Annotated in this window: 13 protein-coding genes; 11 read left to right on the top strand and 2 right to left on the bottom strand. The window is 66.2% G+C overall.

Annotated elements, in window-relative coordinates; genetic code table 11:
* The first annotated feature begins 47 nt into the window (after nucleotides 1–47).
* Nucleotides 48–479: a hypothetical protein gene (locus ABEL04_RS11235; RefSeq protein WP_375802488.1), complete on the top strand. Its 432-nt coding sequence runs from the start codon at nucleotides 48–50 to the stop codon at nucleotides 477–479.
* A 231-nt stretch (nucleotides 480–710) separates the two neighbouring features.
* Nucleotides 711–995 carry a DUF427 domain-containing protein gene (locus ABEL04_RS11230; protein ID WP_375802487.1) on the top strand — a complete coding sequence of 95 codons (285 nt, stop codon included), beginning with the start codon at nucleotides 711–713 and terminating at the stop codon, nucleotides 993–995.
* A 9-nt stretch (nucleotides 996–1,004) separates the two neighbouring features.
* Here the strand turns inward: ABEL04_RS11230 and ABEL04_RS11225 are convergent, their stop codons facing one another.
* Nucleotides 1,005–2,291: a hypothetical protein gene (locus ABEL04_RS11225; protein ID WP_375802486.1), complete on the bottom strand. Its 1,287-nt coding sequence runs from the start codon at nucleotides 2,289–2,291 to the stop codon at nucleotides 1,005–1,007.
* 243 nt (nucleotides 2,292–2,534) lie between these two features.
* Here ABEL04_RS11225 and ABEL04_RS11220 point away from each other — a divergent pair, with 243 nt between their 5' ends.
* The 9 genes from ABEL04_RS11220 to ABEL04_RS11180 all read left to right on the top strand — a co-directional run bounded on the left by ABEL04_RS11220 (nucleotide 2,535) and on the right by ABEL04_RS11180 (nucleotide 14,075).
* Nucleotides 2,535–3,044, top strand: a complete 510-nt coding sequence (locus ABEL04_RS11220; protein ID WP_375802485.1) for a GAF domain-containing protein — start codon at nucleotides 2,535–2,537, stop codon at nucleotides 3,042–3,044.
* Nucleotides 3,045–3,190: 146 nt separating this feature from the next.
* Entirely contained in the window at nucleotides 3,191–5,731 is a 2,541-nt protein-coding gene (locus ABEL04_RS11215; RefSeq protein WP_375802484.1) for an ABC transporter permease, read from the top strand.
* Nucleotides 5,732–5,802: 71 nt separating this feature from the next.
* A complete protein-coding gene (locus ABEL04_RS11210; RefSeq protein WP_375802483.1) occupies nucleotides 5,803–5,988 on the top strand; it encodes a CPXCG motif-containing cysteine-rich protein in 186 nt (61 codons plus the stop codon).
* A 167-nt stretch (nucleotides 5,989–6,155) separates the two neighbouring features.
* Entirely contained in the window at nucleotides 6,156–6,914 is a 759-nt protein-coding gene (locus tag ABEL04_RS11205; RefSeq protein WP_375802482.1) for a YggS family pyridoxal phosphate-dependent enzyme, read from the top strand.
* Between the two features lie 298 nt (nucleotides 6,915–7,212).
* Nucleotides 7,213–8,520 carry a DivIVA domain-containing protein gene (locus ABEL04_RS11200; protein ID WP_375802481.1) on the top strand — a complete coding sequence of 436 codons (1,308 nt, stop codon included), beginning with the start codon at nucleotides 7,213–7,215 and terminating at the stop codon, nucleotides 8,518–8,520.
* A 94-nt stretch (nucleotides 8,521–8,614) separates the two neighbouring features.
* On the top strand, nucleotides 8,615–9,484 hold the full coding sequence (locus tag ABEL04_RS11195) for a purine-nucleoside phosphorylase (protein WP_375802480.1): 870 nt from the start codon (nucleotides 8,615–8,617) through the stop codon (nucleotides 9,482–9,484).
* Between the two features lie 126 nt (nucleotides 9,485–9,610).
* Complete coding sequence (thrA, locus tag ABEL04_RS11190) at nucleotides 9,611–12,073, top strand: bifunctional aspartate kinase/homoserine dehydrogenase I (protein WP_375802479.1); 2,463 nt, start codon at nucleotides 9,611–9,613, stop codon at nucleotides 12,071–12,073.
* A gap of 73 nt (nucleotides 12,074–12,146) precedes the next feature.
* The gene (locus ABEL04_RS11185; protein ID WP_375802478.1) at nucleotides 12,147–13,118 is read left to right on the top strand and encodes a homoserine kinase; all 972 of its coding nucleotides are present in this window, start codon (nucleotides 12,147–12,149) and stop codon (nucleotides 13,116–13,118) included.
* A gap of 102 nt (nucleotides 13,119–13,220) precedes the next feature.
* Nucleotides 13,221–14,075, top strand: a complete 855-nt coding sequence (locus ABEL04_RS11180; RefSeq protein ID WP_375802477.1) for a 4-(cytidine 5'-diphospho)-2-C-methyl-D-erythritol kinase — start codon at nucleotides 13,221–13,223, stop codon at nucleotides 14,073–14,075.
* 163 nt (nucleotides 14,076–14,238) lie between these two features.
* Here the strand turns inward: ABEL04_RS11180 and ABEL04_RS11175 are convergent, their stop codons facing one another.
* Nucleotides 14,239–14,781 (bottom strand): hypothetical protein, encoded by a 543-nt coding sequence (locus ABEL04_RS11175; protein ID WP_375802476.1) that lies wholly within the window; start codon nucleotides 14,779–14,781, stop codon nucleotides 14,239–14,241.
* Nucleotides 14,782–14,965: the final 184 nt, after the last annotated feature.

The raw sequence follows: 14,965 nt of genomic DNA, 5'->3' as shown, positions 1-14,965 counted from the left end.
GCCAAACGCGCAAACGTTCAACGTTGGACGTTCCAACGTGCAACGCCATGCTCCTCCTCACCCACGCTGCGGCCACCCTGCTCATGGTCGGGGTGATTCTCGTCGTCCAGCTTGTCCACTACCCGCTCTTTCGCTACGTCCGGGCGGCCGACTACGACGCGTTCCAGGCCGCCCACATGCGGCGCATCACGTGGATCGTGGCCCCGGCCATGACGGCAGAGTTTGCTACGGCGGGATGGATTGCCTGGACCCCGCCCCCCGGCGTGCCCGCCTGGATGGGGTGGACGGGCCTCGGACTCGTCCTCTTCATCTGGGTCACTACCGGACTGATCCAGGTGCCGCTCCATCGTCGCCTCACCGACGGCTTTGACGCTGCGGCCCATCATCGCCTCGTGGCCACAAACTGGCTCCGCACCAGCGCCTGGACGCTGCGGGCCGGACTCGTCCTCTGGATGCTGGGGTGGGGGCTGGGGCTCTGATAGTCACGCGCCGATCGGCCCTGGCCTCCCTCAGACGCAGGCACGTTCAGCCATTGTGCCACCGATGGCTATGGATGCCTCGAAAAGGGGACTGCAGACTGCAACGACCTTGACACGAGAGGGCACCTGACGGCCGCAGGCCGGTTAGGTCAGCAGTGATTTTCCAGCAATAGTGAAGGTCACACAATCTCTTTTCGCAGTTTCTGTCAGAATCCGTCCCCCTCCTACACCATGAAAGCTACCTGGAATGACGCCGTTCTCGCTGAAAGTGACGACACCGTCGTCGTTGAGGGCAACCACTATTTTCCGCCTGACTCACTAAACGACGACTACTTTGAGGAGAGCGATCACCGCACCACCTGCCCCTGGAAGGGCAAGGCCCACCACTACGATCTGGTCGAAAACGGGGACCGTGCGGAGAACGCAGCGTGGTACTACCCGGACCCGTCCGACGCGGCCTCCGAGATCGAGGACCACGTGGCGTTCTACACCAGTCAGGTCGAGGTGACAGAGTAGGAAGCAGGGCTACTCCAGAAGGCCTGCGTCCAGGCGGAGCCCAATCTCGACGAGGAGGCCCTCGTCCAGCCCTTCACCGAGCACGAAGCCGTCGGTTTTGTATCCGAGCGTACCGGCGACGAAGACCGGCCACTCGGCGGTGGGGCGTATTGAGGCGGACATCTCCGCCCGTCCGCCCAGGGCGAAGGGATCGACGCCCGACGCGCGATTCGGGGGCGGGCGAGCCCTTCGGAACGCGCCGCTGAGGAGGAGGGAGGGCTGGTACCAGAGGTCGAGGCGGAGGCTGGTGCGCAGTCGCTCCGTCCGCACCACGTTGGTCACCTTGAGGCCGGCGCCGCCGAACCGGCCGTGAGGACCGTCTCCGAGGCGGGTCGAGACCCGCCACAAGCGCCCGTCATGCTCCACGAGATGCTCCAGAAGCACCTCTGAGCCGAAGGGGGACAGGGAAAGGTGCACGGAGGGCAGGTACCGAACCGCGCCTCCTCCGATCATTGGGAGGGGGGACGAAGACTTCCCTCTCCCCAGATAGTGCACGAGATAGGAGTGAAGGGCCAGGAGAGAAAATGGGTCGATCAGGGAAACAAGTGCCCTGCGCTTCAGGGAGCGGAGCGTGGGGGCTGAAAACGAGCCCGAAGAGTTCTGTAGGGAGGACAGGTAGGAAGCGACGTCGTTAATGACCGAAGGGTCCTGAGAAGTCCTCCAGACGTAGGTCGGGAGATCGAGATGACCCGCTACGCTGAGAAGTGCTTCGTCGTAGTAGAGACGACCCCGGAGAACGGCACGATCCCGGACTGTTCGTGCGAGCTGGAGGGTTCCGTTCATTCCGCCGGCGGACGCGTGGAGGTCCTCGTGTAGACGAAATCGAGCCCCAGTTGGGTAATCAGCGAGTCCGCCTCCCGGTCCGTACGGGGGAGGCAGCCGAATCTCGTACCTGGTCCCATAGATTCCCGCGTGTCGCGCTGCTGCCCCGTGGCCGAACACTTCGTGCTGCGTGAGGGCGGACAGGTAGGCCACCGTCCCATCCAGAAGAGCAGACCGCCCAGCCCGGTACGCGATTCCCAGCACCTTTTTCCCGAACGTCTCCTCATCGGTCCACCGATGGGGGAGCACACGATTTTTGAGGTCGGCGAGGCCGCGGTGCAGCGTCGCGAGATTTTCGGCGCCGGCTTCCGAGGAGAGCGCCGGATCCCAGAAGAGGCCGTATCGGAGTTGAGCGTGGGCCAGGGAGGGGCCCATCACACCCACGAGTACTGCAGCAGCAAGTGCGATCGGCACGGAGCGCAGGACAGACCGCATAGGGGCAGGAGGACCGATGGGCCGGAGCACTGTAAGATGGGGGTAGACGTGCCGAAATCAAAAGCCCAGTCCCAAAGGACAGGCGACCGCTCAGGAAGCTCTCCCGAAATTACGAGCCCATTACCGGGATGGGCTGTGGAAAGGAACGCCCTCGTAATCGCTCCGGTAGGGGCCCTTAGCCCCTCGTGAACGAATCCGATCAGCACTGCGTCCGATTTCCCACCGACCCTAGCTCCACCACTCATGCCCGTCTCCGATCCGACGGCTGCCTCGGCCGGAAAGGTTGAGGTCTACACCGACGTCCGAACCCGCATCGACGCGCTGCTCGACGGGCAGACTGACTGGATCGCGGCGATGGCGACGGTGGCCTGTGAGCTCCACCATTCGTTCGAACACTACGACTGGACGGGCTTCTACCGCGCCGTATCCGACGATGAGCTGCTCGTGGGGCCGTATCAGGGCCCGCACGGCTGCCTCCAGATCGACGTCGACCGAGGGGTCTGCGGGGCGGCAGCGCGCACCCGCGAGACGCAGCTCTGGCCGGACGTATCCGAGGCCCCGGACCACATCGCCTGCCAATCGTCGACCCAGTCGGAGATTGTGGTGCCCGTCCTCACGCCCGACGACGACCTGCTGGCCGTACTCGACGTTGACTCGGACGCGCTCGGCGCCTTCGACACCACCGACCAGACGCACCTGGAGGCACTGTGCCGGGACCTGGGAATGCGTTTTGGCGATACAGGGCTGCGGTAGTGAGGAATGCGGTGTGACGCAGACGTCGGCACCGCCGCGTGGATCCTCCTCACGCACCGCCCCTCGCGCACCGCGAACCACACGTCGGGTCGCGTGAGCCACCGTCTGCCCCTCCTCGACCCATTCCCCAAAGCTAACGCTCCTGCATGAAGCTCCCCTGGATCCTCAAAATGGCATGGCGCGACAGTCGCGGCAGCCGCAAGCGCCTCGCCCTGTATCTGTCGGCCATGGTTCTTGGGGTGGCGGCGCTCGTTGCCATCCGCGGGTTCGGGGACAACCTGACGCGCACGGTCGACCGGGAGTCCAAAACCCTTCTTGGAGCAGACCTCCAGCTCGAGGCCGACGCCCCGCTTCGGGACTCGACCGAGGCATTCGTCGATTCCGTTGGGGGCGAGCAGTCCCGTCGTCTTTCCTTCGCGTCCATGGCCTACTTTCCATCCACCGGCGGAACGCGGCTCGCCGCGGTGCGGGCCGTGGACGGCGGCTATCCGTTTTACGGAGAGCTCGACACACGTCCCGACAGCGCGTCGGCCCGCTATCAGGCAGCGCAGGGCGCCCTCGTCGACGGGACGCTGCTGCGCCAATTCGGGGTTCAGATCGGCGACTCGGTCCGCATCGGACGCACGCACTACCCGATCGTGGGGGAGCTGCAGCAGGCCCCGGGCGAGTCCAGCTTCACCTCGGCCGCCAGTCCCCGAATCTACATTCCCCGGGCTCGGCTCGACACGTCTCTCTTCGGCCGGGGCAGCCGGGTCGAGTACGAGGTGTTCTTCAAGTTCGAGGAGGACCGCGATGTCGAGCAGATCGTGTCTGGCATCCAGCCCTATCTGGAACGCTACGACCTCGACGTGGACACGGTCGAAGAGGAGGCCTCCAACTGGCAGAATGTGCTTGGCGACCTATACCGGTTCCTGGGCCTCGCCGGATTCGTGGCCCTGTTGCTGGGGAGCCTGGGCGTGGCGAGCGCCGTGCACGTCTACGTGCAGCGCCGTCTCACCTCCATCGCTGTCCTTCGCTGCCTCGGCGCCAAGGCCCGCCGCACGTTCCAGATCTATCTCGCCCAGACCGGTGCGCTCGGACTGTTAGGGGCCGGGCTTGGAAGCATCCTGGGCGTGGGCCTTCAGGCCCTTGTGCCCCGCCTTCTGACCGATTTTCTGCCCTTTCAGGTGCAGTTCACGATGTCGTGGACGGCCGTGGGGCTAGGCCTGGCGGTCGGCGTGGGCATCACCCTTCTCTTTGCGCTGTGGCCCCTGCTGGAGGTGCGGGGCGTCTCGCCGCTCCAGGCGCTGCGGACCGAGGAGAATCCTTCGACCGGCGGCTGGCAAGATCCGGCGCGGTGGGCCGTTGCCGCGGCCATCGCCGCGGGCGTGTCCGGCGTCGCCGTCTTGCAGGCTCCGTCCTGGGAGATCGGGCTTGGCTACGCGGCGAGCGTGGCGGCGGTCTTCGGGGTCCTCGCCCTCGTGGCCCGGGGCATCGTGGCCGGCGTGCGCCGGTTCTTTCCAACCTCCTGGTCCTATCCCTGGCGGCAGGGCCTGGCCAATCTCTACCGCCCCCGCAACCAAACGACCGTGCTGCTCCTGGCCCTTGGGCTGGGAACGTTCCTCATCATGACGCTCGTGCTCGTCGAACGCACGCTCCTTGAGCAAATCCAGGTCGCCGGTGGAGAAAATCGGCCCAATCTTGTGATGTTCGACATCCAGAACGACCAGATCGATGGGGTCGCGGAGACCGTGCGGACGGCAGGAGGGTCCGTCCTCGCCCGAGAACCGATCGTGACGATGCGCCTGCAGTCCGTGAAGGGACGCTCCCTTGAGGCCCTCCGCCAGGACTCGACGGTCAACGTGAGCTGGGCATACGAGCGACAGTATCGGGTGACGTACCGCGACCACCTGAGTGAGAGTGAAACGCTCGTGGCGGGAAACTTCGTGGGATCGGTCGGCGGCAATCCTCTGCGGTCGGGGGCAGCCGTGCCCATCTCGATGGAGCGGGACATGGCCCGCGAGGAACTCAACGTGAGCATCGGGGACACGCTCACGTTCAACGTGCAAGGACGGGCGCTGACCACCTACGTCTCCAGCCTCCGGAAGGTAAACTGGCAGCGCTTCGGGACCAACTACTTTGTCGTCTTCCCCGAGGGGGTGCTCGAGCCCGCCCCGCAGACGCACGTCCTTCTCAGCCAGACGTCCGGCGAACAGGAATCCGCGCAGGTGCAGCAGCAGGTGGTGCAGCGGTACCCCAACGTCTCGGCGATCGACCTGTCGCTTCTGCTCTCAGTGTTTAAGGATCTCTTCGGGCGTCTCGCCTACGTCGTCCGGTTCATGGCCCTCTTCAGCGTCTTCACGGGGCTCATCGTGCTGGCGGGCGCGGTAGTCGTCAGCCGCTACCAGCGCGCCGAGGAAAGCGTCCTCCTGAAGACGCTCGGGGCCTCGCGGCGGGCCGTTTTCAAAATCATGACGGTCGAGTACCTCTTCCTCGGAGCCTTTGCGGCGGCGACGGGGATCCTGCTGGCCCTCATCGGGGCGTGGGCCCTCTCGTACTTCGTCTTCGAGGGCCCCTTCATCGTTGCGCCCTGGTCCCTCGCGGCCGCGTTTGTGGTCGTGACCGTCGTGACGATCGGGATCGGGCTCTGGAACAGCCGAGGCCTGTACGACCGACCCCCGCTCGAAGTGCTCCGGTCCGAGGCGTAGTCCCCCGGAACCGGCGCCTCTGATGCCGAGCCGCACGTCCTATTCTCCCGTAGAACTGATTGCTGCTTCCCATGAACGTCCGCGAACAAACCTTCACGTGTCCGCACTGCTGGGAAACGACTGCCGTGCTCGTCGACCCGTCGGTCCGTGAGCAAACCTACATCGAGGATTGCGGCGTCTGCTGCCGTCCCGTCCGCATCCACGTCGTCACACAGGGCAGCCGGGTCGTCTCGTTCGACGTGCAGCCCACGCAGTGAGACGGACGCTGCGGCTCCACGCCCCGGTCCGCCAGGCACGCCTCTCCGACGCATCGTCCCCGGTCGTTCACAGCCCTGGTCGGCTGGTCGACCGGATCAAGCAGGGCAGAATCTGATATCAACGGCTCCGCACTCGCACCGACTCACAAGCACGCTCCGACCCGAACATGAGCAAGATCCCGGACGCCACGCCGGAGATAAACGAGCAGATTCGCCCCGATGCTGTCGCCGAGCGAGTACGATCCGTCCGTGAGCGCATCGCGCAGGCCTGCGAGCGCGCCGGTCGGTCCAGCGACGACGTCACCATCGTTGCTGTGTCGAAGACCTTTCCCATGCAGGCGATCGATTCCGGCGTCGCCGCGGGCATTGAGCGGTTTGGCGAAAACCGAGCACGCCAGCTGCGCGACAAGGCCAAGGCGCGGCCCGGGACGTTCGAGGGCGGCGACGTGAAGTGGCACATGGTGGGCCACCTCCAGCGGAACAAGGCCAAGTTCATCGCCCGCCACGCCGACTGGTTCGATGCGCTCGACAGTCCCCGGCTCGCGAAGGAGCTCGAGAAGCGGGCGGCCAAGAACGACCGCGTGCTCCCCTGTCTCGTGCAGGTCAACATCTCAGGGGAGGAGCAGCGGTACGGCCTCGATCCGGCGGAGACCCACGACTACCTCGATCACTGTGCCCAGTACGACCACCTCGCCGTGAAGGGCCTTATGGCCATGGCCTCCTTTGTGGACGACCCCGAGGACGTGCGGGGGGAGTTTCGCCGGATGCGGGAGCTCTTCGACACCTACGACGCCGATGGCAACCCGCAGGTCGAGATGCAGGAGCTCTCCATCGGGATGAGCAACGACTTCGAGGTGGCCATCGAGGAGGGAGGCACCATCGTGCGACTCGGCACCTCCATTTTTGGGCCTCGCGACTACGAGTAGTCCTGGGGCAACGAGCTTCCAGGACATCCGGGCGGTCTCTGCGGACCAGAGGCATTTCAGATCTGCGGCGGAAACGTTCACTCAGGGGCAGCCTCCGCATTGTTGCCCGGGCCCCGCCCGGGACGAGGGACCCCCCTGAAACAGTATCCCTGCGTCTTGGTGAATACGCGTTGAAGTGAGGTGTTGCCGGCCCGCTGCGTTGCACGCAAGGTGCACAGTTTCTATTTAGGCCTTGTTCGGCCCAGTCCGGTCTGCCGCGTCGCTTCGAGTGTTGCTTTTCACCGATCCGACCGATGCTATGAAGCTCAAGCCCCTCGACATACGGAAGCAAGAATTCGATCGCAGTCTTCGTGGGTACGACCCGGAGGAGGTCGAGGCCTTCCTCGATCAGGTCGCGACGCAGTGGAAGGAGATCGCCGACGACCGCCGCCGGTTGGAGGATCGGGTGGAGGAACTGGAGGATCAGCTGGACCACTACCAGCAGGTCGAAGAGGCGCTGCAGGAGGCGCTCGATCAGACCCGGGAGAGCGCGGAGCAAAAGCTCGAGAATGCTCGCCAGAAGGCGGAAACCATCGTTCAGGAGGCGAAGGCGGAGGCCAGGGAGATCAGGCAAGAAGCGGAGGCGCGGCGCAATCAGCTGGAGGAGGACGTCCAGCGCCTTCAAACCCGGCGGAGCGAAGTCATCGCACGCCTGCGTGCCTTCCTCGATTCCGAGCTCGAAATTCTCGCAGAGTACGACCGGGAGAGCCCGCCTGCCTTCTCCGACAGTCTGTCGGACGCCCCGGACGGCCCCCTGGAGGACGAACCGCTCGAAGGGGAGGAGCCCCCTTCCGACCCCGTTTCAGCGTCCGGCCCGGGAGCCCCCCCGGAAGAACCAGAGGAAGCCACCGCCCCCGATCTGACGCCCTCGGACGACGACGCTGAGGCGCCCACCGCGGACGAGGCGAGCCCGACGGAGACGCAGGAGGGGCCCTCCGCCACTCCGGCGGATCCCGCGTCGGACACGGGCCCTGCCGACGATCACCGTTCGGAGCCCGGCGGTCCGTTCCCTGACGAGCCCCAGGAGGAAGGCGAGCCTCAGGAGGAAGAGACGGACGACGACATGACCGCCTCGGGAAGGGAAGAGGTGCATCCGTCCAACATTTTCGCGGACGAAGAGACGACGGAGGTGGGACCTGACATTCAGCCCTCCGAGCCTCCGGAGCCGGAGGAGCCAGAGGAGACCGTGTCCCGCGAAGAGGACGGCCTCCGCGACGAGGGGGGCGAGGACGAACCATCCGACGAGAGGGATCTCCGGGGCGAGAGCGCGGAGGCGAGTGTTGAGGACGCCACGACGGAAGCTGAGCAGAGTGCAGAGACGGGCGCCGAGGACACTACGACGGAGGCCGAGGCTGAGCCTGCCGCGGCCGGCGACCAGGCATCCGCAACCGTCGATGAGGGCGGTGAAGACACAGACGCGTCCACGCCCGAAGACACCGACCCGGGCGACGCCGGCTCGGAGCACGACTCGGACGAGGACGAACAGAAACAGTCCCGGCCGGACAGTCGGGACGCCACCTCGGAGGAGATTGAGAAGATCTGGAGCATCCTCGAAGACATGGACTGATTGAGCGTCCCTCGATGGCGAGGCAGAGTCTCCGTGGTCGAGCAAGGCCCTCCCCCGATGTCGAAACCGTTCTCGTTCCAGCCCCTCCTCCCGCATGGCTACGACTCCCAATTCGTCTGCGCTCACCGCCGAGGGAACTGCCGCCTACCGGCAACAGGTGGACGAAGCCGCCTCCATCCTCCGGAACGAAAGCCCGTCGGCCCCGGCTGTTGGCATCCTCAAGGACACCGAGGTCGGTGAGATCCTGGACGCAGAGGCGACGGAATCGACCCTTCCGTGCGCCGACATTCCGCGCTATCCGGCGTCGGGCGGGGTCCTCACGACGGGTGTGCTCGCCGGCACACGCGTCGTCGTAATGGACCAGCACCAACACCTCTACGAGGGCAGCACGCCCCGGGAGGTAGCCTTTCCCGTGCGCATGCTCGCCGCGTTCGGGGTCGACACGCTGCTCCTGCCAACAACGGCCGGCGGTGTTAACCCACAGTTTGAGCGTGGCAGCCTCATGCTGCTCACCGATCACATCAACTTCCAGGGACAGAACCCCCTCGTCGGGCCAAACGTCGACGCGTGGGGGCCGCGCTTTCCTGACATGACGGAGCCCTACGACGCGCAGCTCCAGCAGATAGCCGAAGAGGCCGCCCGGGAGGAGGGGCTCTCACTCCAGAAGGGCGTTTACCTGGCGCTCCTCGGTCCAGGCCCGGAGACGAGGGCCGAGCACCGGATGGCCCGACGCCTGGGGGCCGACGCTGTTGGGGCAGGGGTGGTCCCCGAGGTGATTGCGGCCCGCCACATGGACGTGCGTGTGATTGCTGTGGCCCTTCTTGCTGAGCAGCACCTGAAGGAGGACCAAGCCCCGGCGCGAAGGGCAGGCGACGGGCAGAGGTTCGATCAGGCCCGGTCGCACCTGCGCCGCCTCCTCACGGGCGTCGTCGCCCGCATGGACGCCGACGGAGCCACGGCGTAGCTTGGCTGGGCCGATCGCGAGGATTGGGGATGTCTGTGCTCCCGCCCCGCCTCGGGGGCTGGCCGCTCCTCCCATCCGTCGCCGCTCGCGCTGCTGCTCTGTCCTGACCCTGCAAAACCGTCTCGTATGGAAGAGATCCAGCCTACCTCCGCCGACTGGCGTGTCCACAAGTTTGGGGGCACCAGTCTCAACAGTCCGGAGCGCATCCAGCACGTGGCCAATCTGCTCTGCGCGCGGGACGTGCCTTCAGCCGTCGTCGTGTCGGCGATGGGGGACGTGACGGATCGGCTGCTCGAGGCAGCCGACCGGGCCCCAGCCGGCAACGACGCGCTTGCCGACCGCCTCCAGGCACTCCACGATGACCAGCGGGCCGTCGTGACGGACCTGCTCGACAAGGCGGCCGCCGCGCCCCTGCTCCGGGCCCTTGAGCAGGACATGAGCGATCTCGCCGACGTGCTCCGAGCGACGCGTCTGATGGGGGAGACCCCTATGACAGCCCGCAATCTCGTGGCGGGCTACGGCGAGTTGTGGGCAGCCCGCATGCTGGCAGGGGTGCTCCGCGACCGGGACGTACCAACGGCGGTCTGCGATGCACGCGAGGTGCTCGTTGTCACGCACGAGGACCTTGGGCCGGTGGTGGACTGGGCCGCAACTCGGGAGCGATTCGCCGAGTGGCGGGCGCATCACAACGCCGACACGCTGGTCATCACGGGATTTATCGCGACGACCCCCAAGGGTGTGCCCACCACCCTTGGCCGGAACGGGTCGGATCACTCAGCCGCAATCTTCGCTGCGCTCCTTGGCGCCGAGGCCCTCACGATCTGGACCGACACGGACGGGGTTATGAGCGCCGATCCCCGATATGTCCCCGACGCGCAGCGCCTCGACACGCTCTCCTACGACGAGGCGATGGAGCTCGCGTACTTCGGGGCTGGCGTGATTCACCCGCGCACGCTGGCGCCGGCCGTTGAGCACGAGATCCCAATTGTAATTCGGAGTACCTTTGCGCCCGAGCGTCCGGGGACCCGCATCCACCTCGACAGCGACAGCACGTCGGTCGTCAAGGGGTTCTCGACGATCGACGACGTGGCGCTCCTCAATCTGGAGGGAAGTGGCATGATCGGCGTGCCCGGCATTGCCCGACGCCTCTTCCGCGCGCTTGAGAACAACGGCGTGTCTGTCATTCTCATCTCCCAGGGCAGCTCCGAGCATTCCATCTGCTTTGCGGTCCCGCAGGCCCACGCCGAGACTGCGCGCGAGGCCGCCGAGCAGGCATTCTACGCCGAGATGGACCGGGGCCTCATCCAGCGCGTGGACGTCACGCCGGACTGCAGTATTCTCGCCGTCGTGGGGGACCAGATGGCGGGCACCCCCGGCGTGGCCGCGACCTTCTTCGGGGCCCTCGGCGAGGCGGACGTCAACGTGCGGGCGATCGCGCAGGGTGCCTCGGAGCGCAACATCTCGGCGGTGGTCGACGGCGAGGACGCCCGTCGGGCAATGCGGGCGGCCCACGCGGGCTTTTACCTGTCGAATCGAACCCTGTCGATTGGGATTGTGGGGGCGGGCAACGTCGGCGCGGCACTGCTCGACCAAATCCGAACCCAGGCGGATCGGCTTCGGGAGGAACAGGAGATTGACCTGCGGGTGCGGGGGATCGCAACGTCCTCGCGCATGCTTCGCGCCGAGCAGCGCCTCGACCTCGACGACTGGCGCGACGCACTGGGCGACGGCGCGCCCACCGACCTCGATGCCTTCGTCGACCACGTCCAGACCGACTACCATCCCCACACGGCAATCGTCGACTGCACGGCCAGTGAGGCTGTGGCGCAGTGCTACCGGGACTGGCTGGAGCAGGGCATCCACGTCGTAACGCCCAACAAGCACGCCAACACGGGCTCGTGGGAGACGTACCGGGCCCTGCAGACCGCCAGTCAAGGAGTGGGGCCCCGCTACCTGTATGAGACGACCGTCGGCGCCGGGCTCCCCATCCTGCAGACGCTGGATAGCCTCACCGAGACCGGAGACCGGGTCCACGAGATCGAAGGCATCCTGTCCGGCACGCTGTCGTACCTCTTCAACGCGTTCGACGGCGACCGTCCCTTCTCGGCCATCCTCCGACAGGCCCGGCAGGAGGGCTTCACCGAGCCTGACCCCCGCGATGATCTTTCCGGCATGGACGTGGCCCGGAAGGTCGTTATTCTGGCCCGCGAACTGGGAATGCCGCTGGGGCTGGATGAGGTCAACGTCGAGGGACTGGTGCCCGAGGCCCTCGAAGACGGCAGCGTGGAGGAGTTTCTCGCGTCCCTGCCGGCGCACGACGACACCATGACAGAAATCCTCCGGGACGCCCAGTCCGAGAACAAAGTGCTCCGGTTCGTCGGGCGCGTTTCCCGGAGCGGGGACGCGTCCGTGCGCCTGCGCCGCTATCCCCACGACCACGCGTTCGCCCGCATCCGCCACACGGACAACATCGTGCGGTTTCAGACGGACCGCTACGACGAGACCCCGCTTATCGTGCAGGGACCCGGGGCCGGACCGCAGGTGACCGCGGCGGGCGTGTTCACCGACCTGCTCCGGGTGATGCTGTAGAAGAAGTCGCAGGGGAAGATCGAGGACGAGAAAAGACGAATGTAGATGCTCGTTTCAGGAAGCAAAAAGTTGAATGATCGACGATGAGCCGGGGGGGGGATCGCAGGAAACGACGGTTTTTGCTCCGGCCTCAATGGGCAACGTGGCCGTGGGATACGATGTGCTGGGCGGTGCCCTCAGTGGCCCGGGTGATCACGTGACGGTGCGGCGCCTCAGCGATCCTACTGTACGGATCGAGTCCATCACGGGTCGAGTGACCGATCTTCCCACCGCGCCGGCCGACAACACGGCTGGCGCCGCCTTGATGTCGCTTCGGGAAGAATCCGCGGTCGAGGGAGGGTTCGAGGTGTCGATTGAAAAGGGCATTCCGCTCGGGTCGGGACTTGGGGGCTCGGCGGCCTCCGCGGTGGGGGCCGTTGTGGCGGCCGCTGCGACCCTATCGGGGACGTGGTCGGGACGAGAGCTGCTTCCCCACGCCCTGGCCGGCGAGGCCGTCGCTAGTGGCGACCGCCACCCCGATAACGTCGCGCCCTGTCTGCTCGGCGGGCTCGTGCTCACCCGCGAGATGGATCCTCCGGACGTGGTGTCGATTCCGGTGCCGTCCCGCATTCGGTGTGTGCTTGTGCGGCCGGACCGCGTGCTGACCACCCGGGAGGCGCGAGCGTGCCTGCCCGAGATGGTGTCCCTCTCCGACTCGGTGCGGCAGACGGCCCACCTAGGAGCCTTCGTGGCGGGGTGCTACCGCGACGACCTCGCGCTCATCGGGCGGGCGCTACGCGACCTGATCGTGGAGCCTCACCGGGCCGATCTGGTCCCCGGTTTCTCGGACGTGCAGGACGCGGCCATGGAGGCGGGGGCGCTGGGCTGCTCCCTCTCGGGCGCCGGGCCCACGCTGTTTGCGTGGTGTGAGGGGGCTGGCGACGCCAACGCGGTCCGCGACGCGATGACTACAGCGTTCTCCCGACACGACGTGCCTACCGAGACCTGGATCTCAGACATTCCGTCCCAGGGGGCACGCGTCGTTGAGTCGAGCATTGCGGAGTAGGGAGGGGCCCGCCCGATCCGGAGGCGGTCCGCTGGATGCTAAAGGGCGCCGGCACCCCTGAAGGAGGTCCATCCACTTTCCATCGCTTCGTCCACGTCGACCATGCCGCTCACCCGGCGCGCCCCCGCTAAGATCAACCTGGGACTCCACGTCCTCCGTCGACGCCCAGACGGGTACCACGACATCGAGACGGTCTTCCACCGACTCGACTGGGCAGACACCGTAACCGCTGCGCCCGCGGATGCGCTCTCGCTGTCCTGCTCGGATCCGGCCCTCCCTACCGACGACGACAACCTGTGCCTGCAGGCCGCGCGGCGCCTCGCAGAAGCGTTCGACGTGTCGGACGGGGCCGCGCTCCACCTTGCGAAGCGAGTGCCGTACGGCGCCGGGCTTGGAGGGGGCTCTAGCGACGCCGCGGCCACGCTCCGACTCCTCACTCGACTCTGGGGCCTGGATTCCTCCGCCGACCGACTTCGAAAGATCGGTCGGGCAATTGGGAGCGACGTTCCCTTCTTTCTGGAGGACGCCCCGGCGGCCTACGCCACCGGACGGGGCGACGTGCTGTCGCCTCTTTCCAACGCGGGGTCGGCCTACCGTCTTCCCGTTCCGGTCCTCGTCGTCGTGCCCCCGGTCAAGGTATCAACGCCTCAGGCCTACGCGGCGGTAACCCCGGACGACACCGACCGGCCCGACCTGCGCCGTCTCGTCCGCTCGAACGACCTGTCGCGCTGGCGCGCAGCCCTTGCCAATGACTTCGAAGAGCCTGTTCGGCGGGCGAAACCCGCCGTCGCGTCGGCCCAGGAGAAACTCAGACAGGCAGGGGCGGCCTACACGTCGCTATCGGGATCGGGGAGTGCCGTGTTCGGCGCCTTCACGAGCCTGGAAGCGGCTCGGGAGGCTCGGGATGAGGTCCGGGTTCCGGAGGGACGCGTACACCTCATGGAGGCCCCAGGGTAACTGCCACCGCGGGGCCGCAGCTTCGGAAATGGGCCTGGGCTCGGAAGATACAGACGGGACGTTCCTGCGGAGGCTCTCCCCCCAGGGCAGTGTGGTGGAAACCGTTCCTTTAGGACGACCGGCGAGACAGCAAGCCCAGAGAAGCTGTCGAGGTCGAGGGCCGTCAGATGCGGCTGTAGTACTGGTCGTCGTCTTCGTCCTCGTCGTCGACCATGTAGTCGTCCGAGGGAACCTCGAGGTAGGCCATGAGCCAATCGAGCGCCCACACCTGCTTCTCGACCCCGTCCCAGTTGTAGTTCTCCTGCACGCGATCGGCCACGCGCTCCCAGTCGACGGTCCAGTCTTCGTAGACCTCGAATGCGAACTGGTGTTCGTCGGTCTCGAAGTGGAAGGCTCCCTCGTCGGGATCGTAGATGGTTTCGGCGCCTCCATCCTCACGGGCAAGCTTGGCCCCGAGTACGATCAGCGGGACCTTGAAGCGGTAGTCCATTTTTTCGACCTGCTCCGCCTGGCTGATCAAGAAGTTGGCCAGGGTTGCACAGCCGTCGCTCACCTCCATGGCCGCTTCGGCCGCCTGGTGGGTCGGCTGGTCGGCATCAATTTCATTGAGCGCTGCCTCGACCAGCGGCCACACCTTTACAGGCTCTTCTCCCTTGGTCGTATCCTCTTTGCGCGGGATAACTACGGTACGATTCTCGATATCCACGAGTCTAAATGCGTTGATTGTGAAACCGCCCGTACGGCTTATCCGGTCGTACAATCGCCAGTTCCAAGCGCACGGCGAGTGAGTGGGTACACACAAGATGAGAGCGGGTCGGCGAACATGCAACCGGCAGGCGCACGACGACTTCGTGATTCTTGAGGACTGTGCCGTCGCCATGCCCCCTCGC

Origin of the sequence: Salinibacter sp., from assembly GCF_042218895.1 — a bacterium.
Lineage (GTDB): Bacteria > Bacteroidota > Rhodothermia > Rhodothermales > Salinibacteraceae > Salinibacter.
Note: the sequence above shows the minus strand (reverse complement) of the source record. Positions and strands in the feature narration are given on the sequence as shown.

Coding starts and splice junctions, on each gene's coding strand:
- ABEL04_RS11235 (WP_375802488.1), top strand. CDS start 48: ATGCTCCTCCTCACCCACGCTGCGGCCACCCTGCTCATGGTCGGGGTG.
- ABEL04_RS11230 (WP_375802487.1), top strand. CDS start 711: ATGAAAGCTACCTGGAATGACGCCGTTCTCGCTGAAAGTGACGACACC.
- ABEL04_RS11225 (WP_375802486.1), bottom strand. CDS start 2,291: ATGCGGTCTGTCCTGCGCTCCGTGCCGATCGCACTTGCTGCTGCAGTA.
- ABEL04_RS11220 (WP_375802485.1), top strand. CDS start 2,535: ATGCCCGTCTCCGATCCGACGGCTGCCTCGGCCGGAAAGGTTGAGGTC.
- ABEL04_RS11215 (WP_375802484.1), top strand. CDS start 3,191: ATGAAGCTCCCCTGGATCCTCAAAATGGCATGGCGCGACAGTCGCGGC.
- ABEL04_RS11210 (WP_375802483.1), top strand. CDS start 5,803: ATGAACGTCCGCGAACAAACCTTCACGTGTCCGCACTGCTGGGAAACG.
- ABEL04_RS11205 (WP_375802482.1), top strand. CDS start 6,156: ATGAGCAAGATCCCGGACGCCACGCCGGAGATAAACGAGCAGATTCGC.
- ABEL04_RS11200 (WP_375802481.1), top strand. CDS start 7,213: ATGAAGCTCAAGCCCCTCGACATACGGAAGCAAGAATTCGATCGCAGT.
- ABEL04_RS11195 (WP_375802480.1), top strand. CDS start 8,615: ATGGCTACGACTCCCAATTCGTCTGCGCTCACCGCCGAGGGAACTGCC.
- thrA (WP_375802479.1), top strand. CDS start 9,611: ATGGAAGAGATCCAGCCTACCTCCGCCGACTGGCGTGTCCACAAGTTT.
- ABEL04_RS11185 (WP_375802478.1), top strand. CDS start 12,147: ATGATCGACGATGAGCCGGGGGGGGGATCGCAGGAAACGACGGTTTTT.
- ABEL04_RS11180 (WP_375802477.1), top strand. CDS start 13,221: ATGCCGCTCACCCGGCGCGCCCCCGCTAAGATCAACCTGGGACTCCAC.